Source organism: Enterovibrio gelatinilyticus (assembly GCF_028683095.1).
GTDB lineage: Bacteria > Pseudomonadota > Gammaproteobacteria > Enterobacterales > Vibrionaceae > Enterovibrio > Enterovibrio gelatinilyticus.
Genome location: NZ_JAJUBC010000002.1, coordinates 132,879 through 156,077, shown reverse-complemented (window position 1 = coordinate 156,077; position 23,199 = coordinate 132,879). Strand labels below are relative to the sequence as shown.

Genomic DNA, 23,199 nt, shown 5'->3' with positions numbered 1-23,199 from the left:
TCCTTGGCATGAGAATGAATAACGCAATGTGGCGTTATAATGTCCAACGAATCAGGCAATTAACAGTGTCTGTTTGCTATCCGCAATTTGGCGTGCATGTTCAGATGTCCGTAACATGCATCTTGGTGTTACTCGGGTATACTCTGCAGGTAATTCTGACATAAAGGCATTAAATTTGTCACAGCTCCCCATCGATAGCGTCCTTGATGACGTGATATCCGCTTTGCATTCCCATTCTCAGGTCATTCTTCAAGCGCCCCCAGGTGCGGGTAAGTCAACGCGTCTTCCATCTGTGTTGCTTGAGCGACAAGTCTTCGACGGGAAAATCATTTTGCTTGAGCCTCGTCGCTTGGCTGCACGTAATATTGCTCGTTTTCTTGCAGGGCAAAGGGGCGAGCGTGTTGGAGAAACGGTCGGCTTGCGTGTGCGCGGAGAAACGCAGGTGAGTGACAAAACGCGCATTGAGATTGTCACCGAAGGCGTGCTCACCAAAATGATTCAATCCGATCCTGAACTTGCAGGCGTGGATTTGGTGATCTTTGATGAATTTCACGAGCGTAGCTTGCACGCAGATCTTGCGTTGGCACTGTCACTTGACGTGCAAGCAGGCTTGCGGGATGACCTCACGGTGTTGGTGATGTCTGCCACGCTTGATAGTGATGCATTGACCGAACTGCTACCGGATGCCGTACTCGTGATATCAGATGGACGAAGCTTTCCTGTCGAAGCTCGCTATCAGCCAATTGCCAAACAATATGGCTATGAAAATGCGATAGCCAGCGCGGTGGCAAAATTGATGGAAAACGAAGAAGGTTCAGCATTAGTCTTTTTGCCGGGGGCGGGGGAGATTAATCGAACCGCGGCAGCGTTAGCGGGCAAAGTGCCAAACGACGTGATGGTGTGTTCTTTGTTTGGCCAACTCTCAGCCAAAGAACAACAAGAGGCGATTGCTCCTGCGCCTATTGGAAAGCGCAAGGTGGTGCTTGCGACCAACATTGCTGAGACCAGTTTGACCATTGAAGGTATCCGTTTGGTGGTGGACTCAGGAATAGAGCGCGTTGCGAGATTTAACCGCAAGTCAGGTATTACCAAATTGGATACGGTACAAATCGCGCGATCTTCAGCCATTCAACGCATGGGGCGAGCAGGGCGATTGTCTGAAGGCATCTGTTTACGTTTATATAGCGAAGACACGTTCCAGCGAATGCGCGCAGTGCCGGATCCTGAAATCGTCACCAGTGATTTAATGCAACTTGTGCTTGAAGTGGTGCAATGGGGGTGTGGTGCAGAAGATTTGCAATGGCTTGACCTTCCACCAACGCAGCATTGGAAGCAAGCCGTTACGCTACTAGAACAATTAGGTGTGCTAGATACCAACGCGTCACTTACGGCGAAAGGCCAGCAGGTGGTCGCGATTGGTACAGATGCAAGGATTGGCGCCATGCTTCATGCCGCGAAAGCCATGGGCGTGCAAGCCTTGTCTACCGCGTGTTGGTTGGCTGCTTGGGCTGAAGAGCCACCTCGAAGCAGTCGAGAACCTGATTTACGTTTGCAGTTGACCATGCTTGCCAGTCAGAAAGGGTCGCACCGTCAGCGAGCGAGTCAGCTCGCACAACGTCTTGGTGTAGCGCTAACGAGTGACATTAATGCCGATCTCCTTCCCGCATTGGCGGCATCGGCATGGCCAGATCGCGTGGCGAAATCTCGTGGTAATGATGGTCGCTTCTTATTGAGTAACGGCCACGGCGCGCAGATAGATGCAGATCATCCGTTGTCGGGTGAGGACGCTTTAATCGCTGTGGACTTAATGAGTGTGTCACAAGGTGACAGTCGTATATTCACAGCCTGTCGTGCAGACTTTACCTCGCTGCAAACCCTACTACCCTCACTGTTTTCTGAACGAGAATGGGTAGACTGGGACGACAAGAAAGGCGCGTTGATTGCAGAGTCGCAATTGCGCTGCGGCGAGATAGTGCTATCGCGTAAGCCGATAACTCAGCGAAATGAAGAGATGATGACGCAAGCGTTGCTGCAAGCGATTAAGCGCAAGGGGATCGCCTGTTTGGCGTTACCTAAAAAAGCGGAAAGCCTATTGGTTCGCGCTCGTTGCGCTTTAGCATGGCAACTACCAGTCAGCCTGCCTGCGCTTGATGATCAAAGCATGCTTGCCGCACTCGATGAATGGTTAGCGCCGTTTATGGTCGGGGTGAAATCGATGAAAGGTTTACAGAGTGTCGATACCTATAGTGCGCTAGAGGCTTGGTTTGGCTGGGCAACCACCAAAGAGTTGAATCGTTTGTTACCTGAAACTTATCAAGTGCCAACGGGATCTCGTTACCCTATTCGATACCAAGCCGATCAAAAACCTGCGCTCGCAGTGCGTATGCAGGAAATGTATGGACAAGCGCATTCACCGACGATCGCGGACGGACAGGTTACCTTGGTGGTGGAATTGCTTAGCCCCGCTCAGCGACCTCTTCAGATCACGCAAGATCTGGCTGGCTTTTGGCAGGGGTCATACCGTGAAGTGCAAAAAGAAATGAAAGGCCGATACCCGAAGCATGTGTGGCCTGATGATCCAGCGAATCATCAGCCGACGACATTGACTAAACGACACTTTAAACCGGACGCGTAACCCACCATTCATGACTAAACCAACACCGAAGAAAACGGCAAGCCGCACACGTAAACCATCCACGTCGGCCGCTAAAAAGAAGAAAGCGCCACAGAAAAAAGGCTGGGGGAAAAAGCTACTATTGCTCGGCGTAAAACTTTCCCTTGTCGGCATTGCGGCGCTTGTGATTCTGGGGATTTATCTCGATGGGAAAATCCGCGATCGCTTTGATGGTCAGATATGGCAACTCCCCGCAGTCGTGTATGGACGTGTGTTGCATCTCGCGCCTGGTGACGCCGTGGACATCACCACGGTAAAGCGTGAACTCGACTTGCTGAACTACAACAAGGTGCGCTCACCAAAACGTGCTGGTGAGTATTCGGCCTCTAAAACTCGCATTGAGTTGATTCGTCGTCCGTTTGATTTCGAAGATGGCCCCGAAGGCGCGCAACATGTGATGCTGACGTTTGGTTCTGAGGGGGTTACTGCCATCAAGCAACTCGATAGTGGTAAGCAGCGAGGGTATTTACGCATTGAACCCAAATTGCTTGGCATGATGGAATCCAACACCGATGAGCAACGTATATTCTTGCCACGCGAACGTTATCCGGAGTTTCTGGTTGATGCGTTATTGACGACGGAAGATCGTGATTTCTACCATCATGATGGTGTCTCTCCGTTAGCGATTGTTCGCGCCATGATTGTGAACATTAAAGCCGGTCGAACTGTTCAAGGGGGCTCAACCCTCACGCAGCAATTGGCGAAGAACCTATTTCTCACCCGTGACCGCACCTTGTGGCGCAAAGTGCAGGAAGCGTATATCGCGATTATTCTTGATTACCGCTATAGCAAAGACCGTATTCTCGAGGCTTACCTGAATGAAGTCTATTTAGGGCAAGCACGTGGACAGGCTGTGCATGGTTTTCCTTTGGGTGCGAGGCTCTATTTTGGTCGCCCCATTGAAGAGCTTCGCATTGATCAACTGGCGATGCTGGTGGGGATAGTCAAAGGTCCGTCTTATTATAACCCTTGGCGTTATCCTGAACGTGCGCAAACGCGTCGAGACCTCATTCTTCGTATGATGATGGAAAGCGGTGTTCTGACATCCAATCAGTATGCACAAGCGGCAGCGCGTCCATTGGATGTGCAAAAATCACCTAGCCTCAATAGCCGTCAACCCGCTTATTTTGAACAGCTAACGCGTGAGATTCGGGAGCGTGTTGGGAATCAATTCAACCCTGAAAGTGGTTTGCGCGTATTCAGTACCCTCGATCCGTTGTCTCAATCATTGATTGAAAAGACCGTCGTCAACAAAGTGAAAGCGCTGAAGAAAACTGCCGGAAATGAGTTAGAAGCCGCGGTGGTGATAGCTGACCGTAAGAGCGGAGAGATCCGCGCGATGGTGGGAGGAAGTCGTCCCGGTTATGCCGGATTTAACCGCGCCTTGAATGGCAGTCGGCAAATTGGCTCTCTGTCAAAACCCGCTGTCTATTTGGCGGCCTTGTTACAGCCGGAAAAATATAACCTTGCCACGCCACTTGATGACAAGCCCTTGGTACTGAAAGGGGATCAGGGCAGTGAGTGGAAACCAAGAAACTATGACAGGAAATTCAGAGGACAAGTACCGTTGCTTAAAGCGCTTGCGCACTCTTATAACATTCCAACGGTGAATTTGGGCTTAGCGATCGGGCTCGATAATGTTATCTCGACGTTCGATGATTTGGGCGTCAATCCTGATCAGATCACTCGCGTCCCTTCGCTGCTGTTAGGTGCATTCACCTTAACGCCTATGGAGGTTACGCAAATGTTCCAAACGTTAGGCAGTGGCGGGCGTAAGGCTGAACTAACAGCGCTGCGTGCTGTGGTTACGCGCGAAGGGCAGGTGTTGTATCGCAATTGGCCTAAGGCAAGCCAAACTGTGCCGGAACAAGCCAGCTGGCTAACCATGTATGCCATGAAGCATGTCGTTAAAGAAGGAACCGCGCGTTATCTCAATCCGTCGTTTGCTTGGGCGTCGCTTGCAGGTAAAACGGGTACGACGGATAACAACAGAGACAGTTGGTATGTCGGCATTGATGGGCGCGAAGTCGTAACAGTATGGTTAGGGCGAGATGACAACAAGCCAACCAAGTTAACGGGTTCTTCAGGGGCACTTCGCGTTTATGCTGACTACATAAAAGAAAGACAACCGCAGAAGCTCATCCTTAACTGGCCGTCAGAGGTGACGAGTGTTCCATACCAGGTGAGAGAGGGACAATTTGTCACTGATTGCTTTAGCCAACAGAAACTTCCTATGTGGGATCCAAAAGGTCACTGGCGTGAGCGTTGTGATAAACCCGATCCTGTCGGTTGGCTTAATAGCTTGTTTGACTAATTTATGAAGAGTGAAAGTGTGGGTTTGAAGGCTGAGGTTCAGTCAGCGTCGAACTCACACTGATTGTTTATTGTCGTTTTCCCAAACGCTAGATACGAAAAAGCCTCGTCCTTGGACGAGGCTCTCGTAAAGATGGTGCCGGCTACCGGAGTCGAACTGGTGACCTACTGATTACAAGTCAGTTGCTCTACCAACTGAGCTAAGCCGGCACACAAACTTTGGAAACGTTGCTTCTTGTTGAAGACCATTTCCTCGTTACCGCTAACAGCGCTAACAAAAATATGGTGCCTCGAGGCGGAATCGAACCACCGACACGGGGATTTTCAATCCCCTGCTCTACCGACTGAGCTATCGAGGCAACGAGCGCTATTAAATAGGAGAGGCGCGTTCTTGTCAAAATAAATTCGCATCAAAATAGTCTGACTGTTGCTTTTTTACCTAATTCGGCGCTAATCCGACCATTGTGCTTTTTCTTTGAGCAGGCATCTTCTCTTTAAATCCTCACAACACGGTTTCACGTCTTCATTTTCATAACGGAGACGAACATTCTCTTAGTTGTCATTGCGATAAGCCTACTTTTTGTACGTAATGTATCAAAAAAACCACACAAAATGTCTCAAATTAAATCTTAGTGACTAAAAAACTTTCATTTTTCGCATTATTGCTACACTTACAGAGACATAAATATTTCCGACATTAGTCATTAGGTACTAGAAGGAATTCTGCGATGGGATTCTCATTGGGAGAACAATTGGACATTACGCAGGTGATGGGGTTGAAAGATCGCTTGCAAGTCGAGTTAGAGCAGTCTGATAGCTTGCTAATTGATGGTAGCGAAGTATCACGCGTTGATGCGCCAGGGTTACAGCTTTTACTGACAGCCAAGTTTTTGTGCCAAAACCAATCCATTACATGGAAATGGGAAGGTGCATCCACTGAGTTAGTGGGGGCAGCTAAGACATTGGGGTTGGTTGAGTCGTTAGGCTTAGACAATTTTACTGAATAGTTTTCGGGTAGTTCAATCAGGGTGACAGTATGCGAAAGATATTAGCGGCAGATGATTCTGTTTCAATTCGTCAAATGGTAAGTCATACGCTCAAAGAAGCGGGTTATCAGGTAGAAACCGCAAACGATGGCGCTGAAGCACTTTCAAAAGCTAAATCGGGTCAATATGACGTCATTATCTCTGACGTGAATATGCCTAACATGGACGGACTCGAGTTTGTGCGTCAAGTTCGTGCCGTCCCACAATACAAATTCACGCCCATTTTGATGCTGACAACAGAAACGTCGGCAGAGAAAAAGAGCATGGGCAAATCTGCAGGAGCAACAGGCTGGATCGTTAAGCCTTTTAACCCAGATACTCTTCTTAAAACGTTGCAACGCGTTATCTAAGTTCAAGCGAGGAGACCACTATGGCTTTGGACATGGACCAACTGCGTCGGATTTTCTATGAGGAGTGTCGTGAGAACCTTGAAATCCTTGAGAGAGAATTGCTTTCACTCGATCCTGATGGTGATATCGATCTCGATATTATTAACACCATCTTTCGGGCTGCTCACTCTATTAAGGGGGGCGGCGCGACCTTCAACCTCAATGAGATAAGTCAGTTCACACATGTCATGGAGACATTGCTTGATGAAGCAAGGGAAGGTAAGCGTCGTTTAGATGCCAGTACTATCGACCTTTTGCTGAAAGGTGGCGATTGCATCAACAGCATGCTGGTTGCTTATGAAACAAATTCTGACTTTGATCACGTCCTAAGAGATGCATTGACGGATGAGCTGAACAAGTTGCTCCAAAACGGGCCGTCCGCCTCTGCTGAAAGTGAACCTGCCGCGCAAGAAAATGAAGACGCCGTGACGTCATCGGATAGCGATGGCGATGGCGATTGGATTGTGCAGTTTAAACCGCACAAAGACATGTTCTTTACGGGTAATGATCCTGTCCGCATTCTTCGAGAGCTTTTTGATTTAGGTGCTCATTGCCAGATCGAATGTTTGGTTGATGTGCTGCCTACATTCAGTGAGTTAGAGCCTGAAATGTGTTACCTAACTTGGTGTATCACCGTCGAAGGGCACATTGAAAAGGCGTTGATTGAAGAGATCTTTGAGTGGGTTGAAGACGATTGTGATCTCGATATATCGCGTGCAGAAAAAGAAGGTAGCCAAAACGTCACTACTGTCGATGACGCTCCACCATCGGAAGAAGTGGCACCAACAACTCCTAAGCCTCCTGTTGCCAGTAAGCCCGCAGCAAAGCAAGCTGCAACTAAAGCAGATGCGGTTTCTTCTATTCGAGTAGAGATAGACAAAGTCGACAACTTGATCAATCTCGTGGGTGAGTTAGTGATCACTCAATCCATGTTGACCGAACTCAGTCAAAACTTTTCTGAGAGTAAAATTGAGCGTCTTCAAGCTGGGCTTGACCAACTGTTGCAAAACACCAAAGAACTTCAAGAAAGCGTGCTGAATATTCGCATGCTACCAATCAGTTTTGCGTTCAATCGATTCCCTCGCCTGATACGAGATTTGTCTTCTCAGCTGGGTAAAAACGTCGAGCTGGTCATTGAGGGGGAACAAACCGAACTTGATAAAACTGTTTTGGAAAGAATCACCGACCCGCTCGTTCACTTAGTACGTAATGCTGTGGATCATGGCTTGGAGCAGCCAGAAACACGCGTCGCAAATGGAAAAAGTGAAACAGGTAAAGTCTCACTGTATGCCTATCACCAAGGTGGCTCTATTGTCATCGAGGTGAAAGATGATGGTGCGGGGTTGAATAAAGAAAGAGTGTGGAAAAAAGCCATCGAAAAAGGCTTGTTGCACCAAGATACCTCACTGGATGACCTGTCTAACCATCAGGTGTACAACCTGATCTTTGCTCCAGGATTTTCGACTGCAGAAATCGTGTCTGATGTTTCTGGACGTGGTGTGGGCATGGATGTGGTGAAGCGCAATATAGAAGACTTGGGCGGCCATATTGAAGTGGATTCAGAACCTAATGTAGGCAGCGTTTTTCGAATTAGCTTACCGCTTACTTTGGCGATTCTCGATGGGCAACTGGTCAAGCTCGCTGACCAAGTGTTTGTGGTGCCACTGATTTCAATTATTGAATCCATTCAGATTGAATCTGAGCGTGTGAAAGTGGCGACAGGTGGTGTTGAACTTTATCGTCTCCGTGATGAAAACATTCCCATATTGCGGCTAAAAGAAGAGTTTGGTTTGGGTGAGTCTGGAACGCTGGATAAACAACTGCTTTGTTTGGTGGAGGCCAGTGGAAATCGTGTGGGCTTGCTTTTGGATGAAATGCTAGGCCAGCAGCAAGTGGTCATAAAAAGCCTCGAGTCCAATTATACCCGTGTCAATGGTGTGTCTGGCGCCACGATTCTAGGTGACGGTTCTGTGTCTCTCATACTGGATATACAGGGTTTGATGACGGGATTTTTAAGCCGAGTCGCTGATTCAAACAGCCATGTGGCGGCTTAGGAGAAGAGCATGACGAACCAAGCGCTAGCAGCCTCAAATGACGAACCCAATGAAGGTCAAGACCGCCTACAAGGGTCGGACTTTCTAAGTTTCGATTTGGCTCATGAACTTTACGGCGTAGACATCCAAGCGGTGGAAGAGATCCGCGTTTGGGAGCCGCCAACAGTGATACCGCGTTCACCTGAGTTTGTTCTTGGTGTTATTAATCTGCGCGGCATGATCGTTCCTATCATGGATTTGAGGGTGCGGTTCAATATCGGCGTCGTTGAGTATCTACCAACAACCGTGGTGTTGATTTTAAAAGCAGGTGAATCCGCAGGAAGCCGAATGATGGGTGTCGTGGTTGATGCCGTTTCAGATGTGATTGATCTGGGTGATAAAAGTTTAATCCCACCAATCGGCGACTCGCAGGTCATGCCATTTGTCAGTGGATTGCTGAACGTGGATGCTCAGGTGATGAGCTTACTGGATGTAGATGCACTGCTCAGCATCGATGGACTGGTTCATTAAGGAGGCACTATGTCAGATGAGGTGATGGAATATCTGAGCTTTTTGATCGATGACGAAGAATATGGCCTGAATATCCTTGATGTGAAAGAGGTCCGTGGTTGGTCAGAAATAAGAAAATTGCCCAACAGTGAAAGTTATCTGTTGGGCGTGCTTGAACTTAGAGGGGAGTACATTCCCATTATCGATCTCAGGCAAAGGTTCAATATGTCACCGTCGATATTGAGTAAAACGACGGTGGTGGTGATTGTGAGAAATGAACAGGGACAATCACTGGGAATAATTGTCGATGCAGTCGCTGAGGTATATCAGTTATCGGCGAGTCAAATTAAAACAGCACCTAGTTTTGTGAAAATTGACGAACGATTCATCGAAGGGATCGCTTCAGTCAGTGGCAATCATGTGGTGTTAATACAATTAGAACGACTATTTGATTTCGACGTGTTGCATGAAGTAACGCAGCCAGATCTGGTTAGCGAGGATTAACAATTATGTCTTGGTGGAAAAAAGAGAAGGTAACAGACACAGAAAGCACACAAGAAGATCTGGGCTTGAAGGCGCACATTGTCTCTGCGCTAGATACTGCTCAGACCGCATTGATGATGGTTGATAGAGACTTCAAGGTCTTTTATGTCAACAAGAAATCAGTGGAGTTGCTTAAAACGCACGAAGAATTGTTCCGCTCCAAGTGGCCCAGTTTCCGTGCGGAAAAGGATTGGATCGAAGGAACATGTATCGATTTGTTCCACAAAAATCCTGCTCACCAACGACAGATGTTGTCTAACCCAGCTAATTTGCCACACGAAACGGTTATTAAAGTGGAGGATGTTTCTCTACGTTTGGTCGTGGGGGCGGTGATTGATGCAAGTGGCGAGTATGTCGGTAATACATTGGAATGGGACGATGTCACCGAGAAACTGCAGGCGGATAATGAACGTGCTCGTCTTCGTGCCGCTATTGATCAGTCATTGACCGCCATGGTGCTGATTGACCGTGACTTAACCATCACTTATATCAATGAACAGACACTAAGACTGTTCCAGAAACATGAAGGCTCATTCAAGCAAATGTGGCCTGGGTTCACATCAAGCAGCGATTGGTTAATGGGTCGCTGTATTGATGAGTTTCACAAGAACCCCGCTCATCAACGTCAGTTGCTGAATAACCCTGCCAATCTTCCGTATAAAACCGACATTAGCGTCGCGGACCTCACCATTGAGCTCAACGTTGCGGCCATTGTGAATGACCAAGGTCAGTACATTGGCAATAGCTTAGAGTGGCGTGATGTTACCGAGTTGCGTAATCGTGAAATCGAAGTTGGACGTCTTGTATCGGCAGTCGAGGGTATGACTACCAATATCATGATGGCTGATAAAGATGGAAATATTACCTATTATAATCCAGCACTTAAAAAATTGCTGGGTAAACGCGAAGACGATTTGCGCAAGCATTTCCCAGGTTTTCAAGCTGACAACCTGACAGGGAAAAATGTGGATATTTTCCACAAGAATCCAGCGCATCAGCGTTCGATTATCAGTAACCCTGATCGGCTGCCTTACACCGCAAATATCAAAGTGGGTGGGTTGGAATTTACGCTTACCTGCATTGCTATGTACGACTCTTCAGGAAACTTCATTGGCCCAGCCTTGCAGTGGGAAGACATTACTCAACAAATGGCAGGGCAGCGCGATGTTGAAGGATTGATTCGAGATGCTTCAGAAGGGCGTTTAGGTTCGCGCATGGACACTAACAAATATAGCGGTTTCATGGCGAATCTTAGTGAAGGTATTAATGGCCTGCTAGACAGTATGGTCGAACCATTAAACAACTGTCGTGATGTCATGAGCAAGGTGTCTGAGGGTGATCTTAAAGTCAACATGCCTGATAACTATAAAGGCGATTTTGCCGAGCTAAGCAATGCGGTGAATACCTCAATCACCAATTTGCGTGACATGGTTGAGAAGATCACTGCGTCATCAGCTCGAGTCGCGACAGCGTCCGGTGAAATTGCTGAAGGAAATAGCGACCTTAGCGAGCGCACGGAAGAGCAAGCAGCGAGCCTTGAAGAAACCGCAGCGAGCATGGAAGAGATGACCTCGACCGTGAAGCAAAATGCTGAAAGCGCAAATTCTGCCAATCGTCTGTCTCAAGACGCTAGCACCAAGGCACAGAAAGGCGGGGATGTGGTCAAACAAACCGTATCAGCCATGGGTGAAATCAACAAAGCGAGTAAGCGCATTTCAGACATCATTAGTGTGATCGATGAAATCGCGTTCCAAACTAACCTTCTCGCACTTAATGCTGCCGTTGAAGCTGCTCGTGCTGGTGAGCAAGGGCGTGGATTTGCCGTGGTTGCAGGGGAGGTGCGAAATCTCGCCCAGCGAAGCGCAGGAGCGGCGAAAGAAATCAAAGACCTTATTAAAGATAGTGTCGAGAAAGTGTCTGAAGGTTCACGCTTAGTTGATGAGTCTGGCGAGATGCTGAACGAAATCGTTGATGCTGTCGGAGAGGTGTCTACTTTGATTGGCAATATCAACTCGGCCAGTCAGGAGCAGGCAACAGGTATTGATGAAATATCGAAAGCCATCGTCAAAATGGATGAGATGACCCAGCAGAATGCAGCCTTAGTTGAAGAAGCCTCTGCGGCAAGTCAATCTCTTCGCGACGAAGGCAGCGAATTACTTAACTTGATTGGTTTCTTCCGAGTTGACGGTTCGCGTACAGGACTAAACAACCCGAACTCGGTGCCTGTGAAAAGCTTCCAGCAAACGCCGTCTTCACCGAGTCGGTCAACACCCTCTTCCGCCCCTGCAGTGAAAAAAGTGGCCAATGGATCGCCCATGTCCGCCACGGATTCTGACGATGATTGGGAGGAATTCTAACCGTGAGTGCAATTGAGGCGCTGGGTAAAATTGAAGAGCAACGTGAGTTCGAATTCACGGACAATGACTTCAAATATATTCAGGAGTTTATGCTCAGAGAAACGGGTATTTCTCTCTCTGAGCGTAAAACCTCAATGGTGTACGGACGGCTTGCAAGGCGATTGCGTCGTACCGGATTAGACAGCTTTCATGCCTATTTTGCTCTGGTGAATAGTGATTTAGATGAGAGAGTGGCTTTTGTTAATTCCTTAACGACAAACAAAACGCAGTTCTTCAGAGAAAAGCACCATTTTGACTTTATGACCAACACCATGGTTCCGGAATGGCAGAGACAAAAGCAAAAGCGGATTCGCATTTGGTCTGCGGGGTGCTCGACGGGCGAAGAGCCTTATACCATTGCATCGACGTTGGCAGCGAGCGGCTTACTGACCCCAAGTCATGATTGCAAGATTTTGGCCACAGACTTAGACACCCAAGTGTTAGAAGTGGCCCAAAATGGGACCTATGGTATTGAAGCAAGCAAAGTTATTCCGTCAGCGATGCTACATCACGGATTCATTCGCGGTAAGGGGAAGAAGCAAGAACTACTGAAAGTGAAGCCTTCTGTGCGTAAGGCCATTACGTTTAAGCAGTTAAACCTAACTGCCGCGTGGCCTCACAAAGGCCCGTTGGACGCAATATTTTGTCGCAATGTAATGATTTACTTTGAGAAAGATATGCAGCAACAACTTATCTATCGTTTCTGGGAAAAGCTGGGCAGTGGCGGCATTTTGTTTATTGGTCACTCTGAAAGCATCGGACAAATGGGCAGTCGATTTGAGAACCTTGGTCAAACCATGTTTCGCAAACCGTAAAAGCGATCACTGCAACTTCGAAATAACAGCGAACAGAGCCTTGTATGCATAAAATTCTCGAGCTTACTGGCTGCCCCATTGGGGCAGGGGCAAGGCGTTTTTTCCACCCCGGTAAGCAAATGATGATGGTGAAAATTCAGCCGGGAGAGGTGTACGTCACCTCAGAACGCGAGCTGATTGCGACAGGTCTGGGTTCCTGTATTTCTGCTTGTGTATGGGATCCGTTTATAGAGTTAGGCGGCATGAACCATTTTATGTTGCCGTTTGGCGACTCAGACAACATTGAAGGGTGGGACCCAACACAGTGGCGTTCGAATGCGGCTCGTTATGGCAACTATGCCATGGAATTACTTATCAACACCATGATCCAGCAAGGCGCGGTAAAAAGCCGACTACGAGTGAAGTTGTTTGGTGGTGGCACTGTCATGGGGAAGCAAGCCAATATTGGTGAAAAGAACATTGCTTTCATTCGTAACTATGTTCAAAGCGAAGGTTTAAACATCGTGGGAGAAGATCTAGGCTCTGAATTCCCACGCAAAGTCGTATTTGATCCCATGACAGGAAAAGCATGGGTCAAGAAGCTCAGAGGATACCGCGGTGAAGTTGAAGCGGAAGAAACTAATTATAAACGCCGTCTGGCAAATGAAGCGAAACGTGATGACGGCGATAGTGCGGAGCTATTCTAATGGGAAAACGGGTACATAGAGTACTGATTGTTGACGACTCTGCAGTTTTTAGAGCATTGCTCACTGATGTTATCAATTCAGATCCTCACCTCGAAGTCGTGGGATTAGCAGTCGACCCTTACGAAGCCAGAGAAAAAATTAAGAAACTCAAACCTGATGTCATCACGCTAGATATTGAGATGCCGAAAATGGATGGTGTTCAATTTCTTCGTAATCTGATGCGTCTCCATCCAATGCCAGTCGTCATGATATCAACGCTCACTCAACATGGTGCTGAGGCTACGTTGGCCGCGTTGGAGATTGGTGCTGTCGATTACTTCCCTAAGCCGACAGAAAATGTCGCCTCAGAATTGAGTAACTATCGCCAACTGGTGGTCGAGAAAGTAAAAATGGCGGCCAACGCAAACATAGCTGGCGCAGTGCATAACTTGGCGTCAGAAATCAGCGTATCTGGTCGCAACATGAGTTCGTCTTACGACATTATTGCTATTGGCGCTTCTACGGGGGGGACAGAAGCCATTCGTCACGTCCTTGAAGCTCTACCTGCAAAAATGCCACCTATTGTAATCACCCAACATATTAAAGCCGTGTTCAGTAAATCCTTTGCTGAGCGACTCAATCGAGCCTCCTCTTTACAAGTAGAGGAATTGTCCACTGATATGGCTCCATTGGTGAGTGGTCGAGTCTATGTCGCACCGGGTGATTTTCATTTGAAAGTTGTTAAACGCTCTGGTTGCTATTACAGCACACGCTGCGATAGCGACCCTGTTCAACGTCATAAGCCTTCTGTTGATGTGATGTTCTCATCCGTTGCTCAAGCCGCTGGTGGTCGTTCGCTGTCGGTACTTTTAACTGGAATGGGACGAGATGGCGCACAAGGAATGTTGGAAATGCGTCAAACCGGAGCTTTGACTGTTGCGCAAGATGAGAACAGTTCAGTGGTTTGGGGTATGCCTCGCGCCGCCGTTGAAATTGAAGCCGCCCAACAGGTATTGCCTCTGGATAAAATTGCCACATACTTAGTGGGTAAAGTTTATGGTTAATACAAAAATTAGAAACTTAGTTGCTCTCTTAGCCCTTACCGCAGGTGCGGTGCTCATTTATCTGCAGCAAACGCTCTCGAGCAGCGTGGCGGGGGCTATTGTCATACTCTGCGTGCTGTATTTGTGGCGATCTAAGCCTGAGGGAAGTCTTTCAAACGATAGGCATGAAACCCTTTTGGACGATGATGTGGTGTCAGTTGAGTCCACGGCGGTCTTGCAAAAAATCCACAACATTTTGAGCATTGAGCTGATCCCAATCAGAGAGCAGTTAGACCGACAACAGGAAGTGATAAACAACTCTGTTAACAACCTTAATTCCAGCTTCTTTGGTATGGAGCGGGCGGTGAGTGAGCAGGCCACATTGGCCAACCATATGGTGGGGGGCTTGCTAAATAACGAAGACAGTGAGTTTAACCTCTCTAAAGTGTTGCCGGAAACCGAGCAGGCAATCGACCAATATATTGATCTCTTGGTGAAAGTCTCAGAAAAAAGCATTACAGCGATTCACTGTATTCACGATATGTCGGAAAAACTAGGGGCTGTATTTAACTTGCTTGATCAGGTTCAAGCGATGTCGGATCAAACCAACCTCTTAGCCCTAAATGCGGCGATTGAAGCGGCGAGAGCCGGAGAATTAGGTCGAGGATTTGGGGTGGTTGCTTCAGAAGTTAGAGAGCTTGCTAACCGAGCATCCACCTTAAACAGCCAAATTCACAAAGACATCAATCTTGCCCAAGACACAGTGAAGCAAACTAACAGTATCGTTGGAGAAATTGCGACGTTAGATATGACCTCTTCCATTGAATCTAAAACCCGAATCGAGCAGTTATTGAAAGGGGTTCAGGGGGTCAATCAGGAAGTCACACTAGAGATCGGTAAGGTGACAGAAAAAGGTGAAATGGTTCGTGGAGAGGTGGCCAAAAGTATTCAAGGGCTGCAATTCGCAGATATCGTGTCACAGCAAGGGCAACATGTACTCAATAACCTCTATATTTTGGAAGACCTCAATGCTCTGATCACTGAGAGCTTAACTTCGGATGAGGTTGATTGGGTCGCACTGCATGCTGCAGTGGATAAAATTGAAGAACTCGCAGGCTCTGCGGATAGAGCCCCAGCAAAACAAATGTCAGCTGATGAAGGCGACATTGAACTGTTTTAGGAGACGGTATGGCTATCAGTCGTGAAGAAAGAAATGACGGAAAATCTGTTGTTATCCATGTAAACGGACAGTTTGATTTTAGTGTGGTGCAGGAATTTCGCGATGCGTATAAGGACTGCCAAGGAAAAGACATTGAAGTCGATTTCCGCGGGACTGAATACATCGACAGTGCGGGTCTTGGGATGCTGTTAAATATGCAGACCTTCCTGAATAAAAAAGAAGGCGATATTCGATTGACGAACACCATGCCTCAAATTAAACGAGTGCTGGTTATTGCGCGCTTTGAGAAAAAATTCATCATTGAATAAATAGACGTATTCACGTTGATTGGAATCAATCAGGGAGGTCGCGATTGAAAGTCCTTATCGTTGAAGATGAAGTTTCATTGCAATGCTTCCTCGAGCATGTGCTCAGAGATGAATTCGATGAGCTATTGATTGCCGACAACGGTCAAATGGCGCTCGATATGTTGGAATCAATGGAAGAGTTGCCGAATATCGTGATCATGGATGTGTTGATGCCAGTTATGGATGGCTTTGAGGCGGCGAAGCAGATCCGACGACGATATAAAGATGCATACCTTCCAATCGTCTTTCTAACGGGCATAACGGATAACGACGCGTTTAATCGTTGCATGACGTTGGGGGATGATTTTTTAACAAAGCCGATAAGTCGAACCACGATTGTTGCGAAAATCCGTGCTCATTGTCGAAACGTGCGCTTGTACAACGAGGTTGCCGTACAGCGAGATGCACTTAAGCACTTTCAAGCTCACACCCTCTATGAGCACACTATGGCGGAAACCATATTTAGCAACTTAATGCAGGGCTGCTATCAAGATGCTGAGGGGGTGGAGTTTTATACCAGCTCCTACACTAATTTTAACGGTGATGTCGTACTCGTTACACCAAGGCCTCAAGGCGGCATCTATGCGTTACTTGCAGATGCCACCGGTCATGGCTTACCTGCTGCTATTTCGTCCATTCCCGCTACAAAAGCCTTTTTTGCTATGACAAAGAATGGCTTTGCGTTGGGCGATATCGTTAAAGAAATGAACTCGACATTAAAGACGTTTCTGCCCCCAGGCATGCTAGTCGCCGCTAACTTACTTGAAGTTTCCGCCAATGGATTGGAGATAAAGTGGTGGGGAGGTGGGATGCCTGATGGCTATATTGTCGATCGTCAGGGCGAAATAAAACAACGCTTACCCTCCGCGCACATGGCGCTGGGTGCTATGGATTCTGAAGAGTTTGAAGCCAACCTTGTTGTGTTGAAATTGGAGGATGGCGATAAATTATTTTTCTTTACCGATGGTGTCATTGAAGCACGCAATGCGAAAGGGCAAGAATTGGGAGAAGAGGGCCTCGAGGCGTTGATATCCTCCCCACATGAAAGCGTCATTAAGGCAACACGAGAGCATATTACGCAATTTACCAGCGGTGGCGGGGTAGGCGACGACATGTCGATGTTGGAGTTGACTGCACCTATACAAAGCTGCGTCGAACAGCAACCTGGAGACATTGATTACTATGATCGCCGCTCTCCTGCCCAGCTTAATGTTTACTTTGGCGCATCCGAGTTACGCAAAGTGAACTTGGTTGGGGAAATCCGACGCATGCTGAAAGGCACGCTCGGAAGCAACATTGATGTGGACTTGATGTGTACCATTTTATCTGAATTGACGAATAACGCTCTCGAACACGGATTACTGAGGCTCGAGTCGAGTCTGAAATCTGATGATGATGGATTTTTGGATTATTACATGGAACGTCAATCTCGACTTGAATCGCTCGATCAGTTTGCTTACTTAGAAGCTGGCATCTCGTTTAATCCCGCTAAACGTGAGGTGAGTTTTTATATCACCCATAACGGGGAAGGTTTTTTAATCGAGGATACGGACAGTACGTTAGATGAGTTGCTGGCGACCAGCGGTCGAGGGATTGCTCTAGTCACCGAGCTTTGTGAGTTCTTTTGCTATGAAGACGAAGGCCGCACTGCGAGAGGCACATACAAATTAGCTGCGGGAATGGAGAATAGCTTCTCGTGCTAGTGAAAATTTTTTGCGTTCTTTGACTAGCAATAAGCCCAATCGAAAGGTTGGGCTTTTTTGATTGGGATGGCGGTGTCATTCGATCTTGCTCGAACGAACGCTGCTGCTCACCGAACAACAGACGAAAAAAAAACCAGTCCGAAGACTAGGTTTCTTAAAGTGGCTCCCCCTGCAAGACTTAACGGGCCCGCCTAGGGTTGCGACAATCAGTGCGGAGCACTGAACAACAGACGAAAAAAAACCCAGTCCGAAGACTAGGTTTTCTTAAAGTGGCTCCCCCTGCAAGACTTGAACTTGCGACATACGGATTAACAGTCCGCCGTTCTACCAACTGAACTAAGGGGGAATTGCTAGGAACCAATTTAGCCGAAGCTGAATCAATTACCATTCTTGCAATAATGGTGCCTCGAGGCGGAATCGAACCACCGACACGGGGATTTTCAATCCCCTGCTCTACCGACTGAGCTATCGAGGCTTTGATTAGAGAGTCATTAACTCAATATCAAAATAATGGTGCCGGCTACCGGAGTCGAACTGGTGACCTACTGATTACAAGTCAGTTGCTCTACCAACTGAGCTAAGCCGGCACACAAACCTTGGAAACGTTGCGTACTTAACACCATCTCACTAAATATGGTGCCTCGAGGCGGAATCGAACCACCGACACGGGGATTTTCAATCCCCTGCTCTACCGACTGAGCTATCGAGGCAACGGGGTGCATTAAACGGATTTTCAGGGTTTCCGTCAACACCTTTTTATAAAAAAAACGTCAAATAAGACTGTTTGATGTCTTTTTCGCCATTTTGAATTAAAAACGCACTGACTTTATGGTTTTCCCCTCGGTTTTATTGCATGGAACGAAATTCTTTTTGGAAGTTAGTGACCTTCTGAAGATAGCGCCGTGACTCTGAAGACGGGTGTTTATTGGTTAAAGCCCAGTAAACTTGATTGGGTTTTAAGCTATTTAAATCATTCATGGCACGTTTTCGGTCTGAACGATGAAATGTTTTAAGTACATTCCCAGCTCCGCCATTGTACGCAGAGATCATGCTGTAGTGTTTTGACAGCGGATCGCGGACATCTTTTAAGTATCGTGTTTTCAAAATATAGAAATATGCGGTGCCCGCATCAATATTTCGAGCTGGGTCGAATAAGTATTCAGGGCTCGGCTCACCAGAACGTTTTTTCACAAGCTTAAACACATCACGTCCCGCCGTTTTAGGAACGACTTGCATCAAGCCGTAGGCATTCGCCCAACTCACGGCATAAGGGTTAAAACTGCTTTCGGTTTTGATGATGGAATAAATCAACTCCTCCGAGATGCCATATTGACGTGAGGACTTACGAATCAAATCCGCATACTGATAACGTCTTTTGCTGGAGTGGTCAGATACCATAGGGATCTGCACATAGAAGACTTTTTGAAAACGCAATGATTTGGTTTTGATGTCAGTATTAATCAAATGCTCTGCATATCGGCTAGCCCGCCACTCCCACGCAATTTCTTTGCCGTCCTGATCAAGGATTTGTCCCTGCAAGAAGGGGCGTCCTTCTTGCGGAACGTCGGCAGCAGAGTACAAATCCACGGAAGCAGGGTCATTCGGTGTCAGCAAGGTGGTGATGATGGCTTGCTTGAGGTGCTGTTTGGGTTCTGTGGTCGCGACCGTTTCAATGGTCACAAGTCCATTCGCAAAATCAACACGGGCGCGACTGAGGTAGTTATCTGTGTATTTTACGTAGTCACTTTTGCCCGCTACGTAAACTTCGTTTTCCCCCCAGCGTACTTGAATATCACCGGTAAAGCCGCTGATCAGCGTGTCGAGGGCAGCAAGATCTTTTTCAAACTGACCTGGAAGTGGCGCAAGGTTTTTGGCAAATCGATTCGTGGTTTCATAATCAACAGAGTAAATGGCTTCCACCATTTCTCGGCTACAACCCGAGAGTGAAAAAACGATCAGTAGACAACTGAGTAGGCGAAGAGGTTTCATGGGTACCATACAGTGAAAAAGCATCCATGATCAGCGTAATCAGGATGCTTTAATTTACAAAGTGTTGATGTGAAATTGTGAGGTAAGAGTCTTACTCAGAAGGCGGGGTGTAGCCCTCGATCACAGTATCGTGACCCTCGAAGAGGTATTTCACCATTTCTTCTTCAAGCAATTTGCGGTGATCGGGTTCCATCATGTTGAGCTTCTTTTCGTTGATCAGCATGGTTTGCTTGCTTTGCCATTGGGCCCACGCTTCTTTCGAAATGTTGTCAAAAATACGTTTGCCTAGGTCACCTGGGTACAATTGAAAATCTAACCCTTCCGCGTCTTTCTTTAAACGCTCACAAAAAACGGTACGGCTCATCATTAAGCTCCAAATATTATGATTTCTCGGCACTTGCCGAAGTCTGAAATTCTCGTGTTAGGCTTTCTAGTAACTTCTGCACTGGGGCAGCAAGCCCAACTTTTGCTGGTTGGGATAAGTTATACCAAAGGCCGCCTTGTCCTTCCATGATCCCGTTCTCCCCAATATTACTGGGCTTACTTTGTAATTTAACGCGAATAGGCACTATATCTAAGTGAAAATGGCTAAACGTGTGGCGAAATGCGGTAAGTTGCTCTGGCGTGTCAAATTCACCGCGTTGCAATTTACCGTCAATGAAGGTGTTTGCATCGCTTTCTTTTGTCTCCGGTAGGCACCATAAGCCTCCCCACAATCCTGCTGGTGGGCGTTGTTCTAGCCAAATCTGATCTTCATATTGAAACAACACAAAGCAGGTTTCTTTTTCTGGAATGGTCTTTTTGGGTTTCTTTCCCGGGAAGTCAGATTGGCGGCCTAAGGCATTGGCGTCACAGCTATAATTCACAGGGCAAATCTCGCACTTGGGTTTGCTGCGCGTACAGACCATGGCGCCCATGTCCATCATTGCTTGATTAAAGCGTTGCACGCCTTCCTCCGGAGTATGCTGCTCGGCGAGTGCCCAGAGTTGGTTCTCAACAGGCTTTTTCCCCGGCCAGCCTTCAACGGCGAAATGGCGTGATAATGTGCGCTTCACGTTACCGTCCAAGATCGGATGGTGCTGCCCGAGTGAAAGCGAAAGTACAGCGCCTGCTGTTGAGCGGCCAATACCGGGTAGGGCAAGGACATCTTCAATGTTGGTTGGGAATTCACCTTGGTAAGTATTGGCAATTTCCTGTGCCGCTTTATGGAGATTGCGGGCGCGGGCGTAGTAGCCAAGCCCTGTCCATAAGTGGAGTACCTCATCGAGTTCTGCGTTTGCCAGATCGACAACGGTTGGGAAGCGCGCCATGAAGCGCTCGAAATAAGGAATCACCGTCGCAACTTGGGTTTGCTGCAACATGATTTCGGACAGCCACACCTTATACGGTGTTTTTTCTTGCTGCCACGGTAAGGTTTTACGGCCATATTTGTCATACCAGGCCAAGATTGCATCGGAAAAGGACTGACTCACTTTGCTCGCTCTTTTGTTATCTTTATTGGGGGCGTTGCCCACGAGATTGCTCGTACAACAGTCTATACCCAAATAACCTCAAGATGCAGGATTCAGAGCTTCTCATTTCAGCGCCGCGCCTGCCAGCCAACAAATTCTCGCTGAACAAGCACCTTGAGGTTGTTTGGGTATAATAAGTCTGTGCAGAAAAAGGCCGCAAACTTGTGGGCATCTCAGGTAAGATACGTGCCGCCCAATGATCAGGCTTGCACACTTGCTCGATCTTTGGATAATGCGCGATCCGCTTAACTTTTCTTCGTTACTGAGTTACAGGCATAGAGAATGACTGAAGTTACCAAAACCGAATTGACCGAAGACGGAAAAATTCTTCGCAGAATCAGAAGCTTTGTACGCCGCGAAGGTCGTTTGACCAAAGGCCAAGAGCAAGCAATGAATGATTGCTGGCCAACCATGGGTATTGATTTCGAAGAGAAACAACTAGATTGGGCTGAGGTTTTCGGCAACAACAATCCAGTAGTCCTCGAAATCGGTTTTGGTATGGGTGCCTCGCTGGTTGAAATGGCAAAGAATGCGCCAGAAAAAAACTTTGTGGGCATTGAAGTACACAGCCCAGGTGTGGGTGCATGCTTGATGGCTGCACGTGATGCTGGCGTCACTAACTTGCGCGTGATGTGTCACGATGCGGTAGAAGTGTTCGAGCACATGCTCCCTGTGGCAAGCCTAGAAACCGTCCAACTGTTCTTCCCTGACCCTTGGCATAAAGCGCGTCACCATAAACGCCGTATCGTTCAGCCTGAATTCGTTCAAATGCTGCGTGATAAGCTAAAAATTGGCGGTATTTTCCATATGGCGACTGACTGGGAAAACTATGCAGAGCATATGGTAGAAGTGATGGACGTGGCGCCAGGTTACAAAAACACGGCGACTGACGGTTCGTATATTCCTCGCCCAGATGATCGCCCTTTGACGAAATTCGAAGCGCGTGGTCACCGTTTAGGTCACGGTGTTTGGGACATGAAATACGCCCGCACAGAATAATAAAAAACTCATACCTTTATTCGCGTCGTGACACTGTAAAGTGTCCGTCGAAGAATGACTTGAAGCCAACCTCGCGTTGGCTTTTTTGACCACTGGAGATAGTGATGAAACCAAGCCCAGAGCTGTTGAGCGAGATCCTAGAAGAAGTTCGCCCATTAATTGGACAAGGTCGTGTTGCCAATTATATCCCTGCACTTGAGAGTGTCTCAGCGGATAAATTAGGCATTGCCGTTTGTTATAACGACGGCGAAATCATCACTGCGGGGGATGCGCAAGAAGCGTTCTCTATTCAATCTATCTCTAAGGTGTTAAGCCTCACGTTAGCGCTTCAAAACTATAGCCAAGAAGAGCTGTGGCAACGCGTGGGAAAAGAGCCGTCTGGTCAGGCGTTTAATTCGATGATCCAGTTAGAGATGGAGAAGGGAATTCCCCGTAACCCATTTATCAATGCGGGCGCTTTGGTGGTGTGCGATATGCTCTATAGCCGTTTATCTGCGCCGCGTCAGCGTATGCTGGAGTTTGTTCGTCGTCTCTCTGGCAACCCTCATATTTGTTACGACAAGATCGTGGCGAACTCGGAAATGGATCACAGTGATCGCAACGCGTCGATAGCCTATTTGATGCGTGCATTTGGTAATTTCGATAACGATGTAATGCCAGTTCTGGCCAATTATTTTCATTACTGCGCACTTCGAATGAGCTGTGTCGATCTGGCAAAGACATTTAACTATCTGGCAAACAAAGGACTTCCTTTAGGCGCAGAAAAAACAATTGTCAGCCAGACTCAGAGTAAGCAGGTTAATGCGCTATTGGCGACCTGTGGTTTGTACGATGGTGCAGGCGAGTTTGCTTACCGAGTTGGTATGCCCGGGAAGTCGGGTGTCGGTGGCGGGATTGTGGCGATAGTACCGGGTGAAATGTCGATTGCGGTATGGTCACCTGAGCTTGATCCCTCTGGCAACTCGCTGGCAGGCACAGCAGCATTAGAAATGCTGGCTGAGCGCATCGGACGTTCAATTTTCTAACGCTTGAATGAGTGGCTG

19 protein-coding genes and 6 tRNA genes are annotated in these 23,199 nt (G+C 47.6%); 16 read left to right on the top strand and 9 right to left on the bottom strand.

Going from position 1 to position 23,199, the window contains the following annotated elements; genetic code table 11:
- The first annotated feature begins 175 nt into the window (after window positions 1-175).
- Both hrpB and mrcB read left to right on the top strand, forming a co-directional pair.
- Window positions 176-2,635 (top strand): ATP-dependent helicase HrpB, encoded by a 2,460-nt coding sequence (hrpB, locus tag LRP50_RS02265; RefSeq protein ID WP_274162874.1) that lies wholly within the window; start codon window positions 176-178, stop codon window positions 2,633-2,635.
- A 10-nt stretch (window positions 2,636-2,645) separates the two neighbouring features.
- Window positions 2,646-4,988 carry a penicillin-binding protein 1B gene (gene mrcB / locus LRP50_RS02260; protein ID WP_274162873.1) on the top strand — a complete coding sequence of 781 codons (2,343 nt, stop codon included), beginning with the start codon at window positions 2,646-2,648 and terminating at the stop codon, window positions 4,986-4,988.
- A gap of 133 nt (window positions 4,989-5,121) precedes the next feature.
- Here the strand turns inward: mrcB and LRP50_RS02255 are convergent.
- Window positions 5,122-5,197 (bottom strand) — tRNA-Thr (locus LRP50_RS02255).
- A 73-nt stretch (window positions 5,198-5,270) separates the two neighbouring features.
- Window positions 5,271-5,346, bottom strand: a tRNA-Phe gene (locus tag LRP50_RS02250).
- Window positions 5,347-5,715: 369 nt separating this feature from the next.
- Here LRP50_RS02250 and LRP50_RS02245 point away from each other — a divergent pair.
- The 12 genes from LRP50_RS02245 to LRP50_RS02190 are packed head-to-tail and all read left to right on the top strand — an operon-like array spanning window position 5,716 to window position 17,657.
- Window positions 5,716-5,994, top strand: a complete 279-nt coding sequence (locus LRP50_RS02245; RefSeq protein WP_274162872.1) for an STAS domain-containing protein — start codon at window positions 5,716-5,718, stop codon at window positions 5,992-5,994.
- Window positions 5,995-6,023: 29 nt separating this feature from the next.
- Window positions 6,024-6,383 (top strand): response regulator, encoded by a 360-nt coding sequence (locus LRP50_RS02240; RefSeq protein WP_016959640.1) that lies wholly within the window; start codon window positions 6,024-6,026, stop codon window positions 6,381-6,383.
- A gap of 20 nt (window positions 6,384-6,403) precedes the next feature.
- Window positions 6,404-8,476 (top strand): chemotaxis protein CheA, encoded by a 2,073-nt coding sequence (locus LRP50_RS02235; RefSeq protein WP_274162871.1) that lies wholly within the window; start codon window positions 6,404-6,406, stop codon window positions 8,474-8,476.
- Window positions 8,477-8,485: 9 nt separating this feature from the next.
- Entirely contained in the window at window positions 8,486-8,986 is a 501-nt protein-coding gene (locus LRP50_RS02230; RefSeq protein ID WP_274162870.1) for a chemotaxis protein CheW, read from the top strand.
- A 9-nt stretch (window positions 8,987-8,995) separates the two neighbouring features.
- Window positions 8,996-9,469: a chemotaxis protein CheW gene (locus LRP50_RS02225; protein ID WP_274162869.1), complete on the top strand. Its 474-nt coding sequence runs from the start codon at window positions 8,996-8,998 to the stop codon at window positions 9,467-9,469.
- A 5-nt stretch (window positions 9,470-9,474) separates the two neighbouring features.
- Window positions 9,475-11,865 carry an aerotaxis transducer Aer2 gene (gene aer2 / locus LRP50_RS02220; protein ID WP_274162868.1) on the top strand — a complete coding sequence of 797 codons (2,391 nt, stop codon included), beginning with the start codon at window positions 9,475-9,477 and terminating at the stop codon, window positions 11,863-11,865.
- A 2-nt stretch (window positions 11,866-11,867) separates the two neighbouring features.
- On the top strand, window positions 11,868-12,719 hold the full coding sequence (locus LRP50_RS02215) for a CheR family methyltransferase (RefSeq protein ID WP_274162867.1): 852 nt from the start codon (window positions 11,868-11,870) through the stop codon (window positions 12,717-12,719).
- Between the two features lie 44 nt (window positions 12,720-12,763).
- A complete protein-coding gene (locus tag LRP50_RS02210) occupies window positions 12,764-13,405 on the top strand; it encodes a chemotaxis protein CheD (RefSeq protein ID WP_274162866.1) in 642 nt (213 codons plus the stop codon).
- Complete coding sequence (locus LRP50_RS02205; RefSeq protein WP_274162865.1) at window positions 13,405-14,448, top strand: protein-glutamate methylesterase/protein-glutamine glutaminase; 1,044 nt, start codon at window positions 13,405-13,407, stop codon at window positions 14,446-14,448. Before LRP50_RS02210 ends, LRP50_RS02205 begins: the two co-directional genes overlap by 1 nt.
- Window positions 14,441-15,607, top strand: coding sequence for a methyl-accepting chemotaxis protein (locus LRP50_RS02200; protein WP_274162864.1), 1,167 nt, complete (start codon window positions 14,441-14,443; stop codon window positions 15,605-15,607). The genes LRP50_RS02205 and LRP50_RS02200 overlap by 8 nt, the downstream gene beginning before the upstream one ends.
- 8 nt (window positions 15,608-15,615) lie before the next feature.
- Window positions 15,616-15,915: an STAS domain-containing protein gene (locus LRP50_RS02195; RefSeq protein WP_274162863.1), complete on the top strand. Its 300-nt coding sequence runs from the start codon at window positions 15,616-15,618 to the stop codon at window positions 15,913-15,915.
- A gap of 44 nt (window positions 15,916-15,959) precedes the next feature.
- Window positions 15,960-17,657, top strand: a complete 1,698-nt coding sequence (locus LRP50_RS02190; RefSeq protein WP_274162862.1) for a SpoIIE family protein phosphatase — start codon at window positions 15,960-15,962, stop codon at window positions 17,655-17,657.
- Window positions 17,658-17,927: 270 nt separating this feature from the next.
- Here the strand turns inward: LRP50_RS02190 and LRP50_RS02185 are convergent.
- The 7 genes from LRP50_RS02185 to mutY form a co-directional block, all read right to left on the bottom strand.
- Window positions 17,928-18,003, bottom strand: a tRNA-Asn gene (locus LRP50_RS02185).
- A 53-nt stretch (window positions 18,004-18,056) separates the two neighbouring features.
- Window positions 18,057-18,132: transfer RNA gene (locus LRP50_RS02180), tRNA-Phe, on the bottom strand.
- 36 nt (window positions 18,133-18,168) lie between these two features.
- Window positions 18,169-18,244, bottom strand: a tRNA-Thr gene (locus LRP50_RS02175).
- Window positions 18,245-18,291: 47 nt separating this feature from the next.
- Window positions 18,292-18,367 (bottom strand) — tRNA-Phe (locus tag LRP50_RS02170).
- A 136-nt stretch (window positions 18,368-18,503) separates the two neighbouring features.
- On the bottom strand, window positions 18,504-19,646 hold the full coding sequence (gene mltC, locus LRP50_RS02165) for a membrane-bound lytic murein transglycosylase MltC (protein WP_274163010.1): 1,143 nt from the start codon (window positions 19,644-19,646) through the stop codon (window positions 18,504-18,506).
- 91 nt (window positions 19,647-19,737) lie between these two features.
- The gene (locus LRP50_RS02160; protein ID WP_028023027.1) at window positions 19,738-20,010 is read right to left on the bottom strand and encodes an oxidative damage protection protein; all 273 of its coding nucleotides are present in this window, start codon (window positions 20,008-20,010) and stop codon (window positions 19,738-19,740) included.
- 16 nt (window positions 20,011-20,026) lie between these two features.
- Window positions 20,027-21,118, bottom strand: a complete 1,092-nt coding sequence (gene mutY, locus LRP50_RS02155) for an A/G-specific adenine glycosylase (RefSeq protein ID WP_274162861.1) — start codon at window positions 21,116-21,118, stop codon at window positions 20,027-20,029.
- A gap of 321 nt (window positions 21,119-21,439) precedes the next feature.
- Between mutY and trmB the strand changes: the two genes are divergently transcribed.
- The gene (gene trmB / locus LRP50_RS02150) at window positions 21,440-22,156 is read left to right on the top strand and encodes a tRNA (guanosine(46)-N7)-methyltransferase TrmB (RefSeq protein ID WP_017012210.1); all 717 of its coding nucleotides are present in this window, start codon (window positions 21,440-21,442) and stop codon (window positions 22,154-22,156) included.
- A 104-nt stretch (window positions 22,157-22,260) separates the two neighbouring features.
- Window positions 22,261-23,181 (top strand): glutaminase B, encoded by a 921-nt coding sequence (gene glsB / locus LRP50_RS02145; RefSeq protein WP_274162860.1) that lies wholly within the window; start codon window positions 22,261-22,263, stop codon window positions 23,179-23,181.
- The last annotated feature ends 18 nt before the right edge of the window (window positions 23,182-23,199 follow it).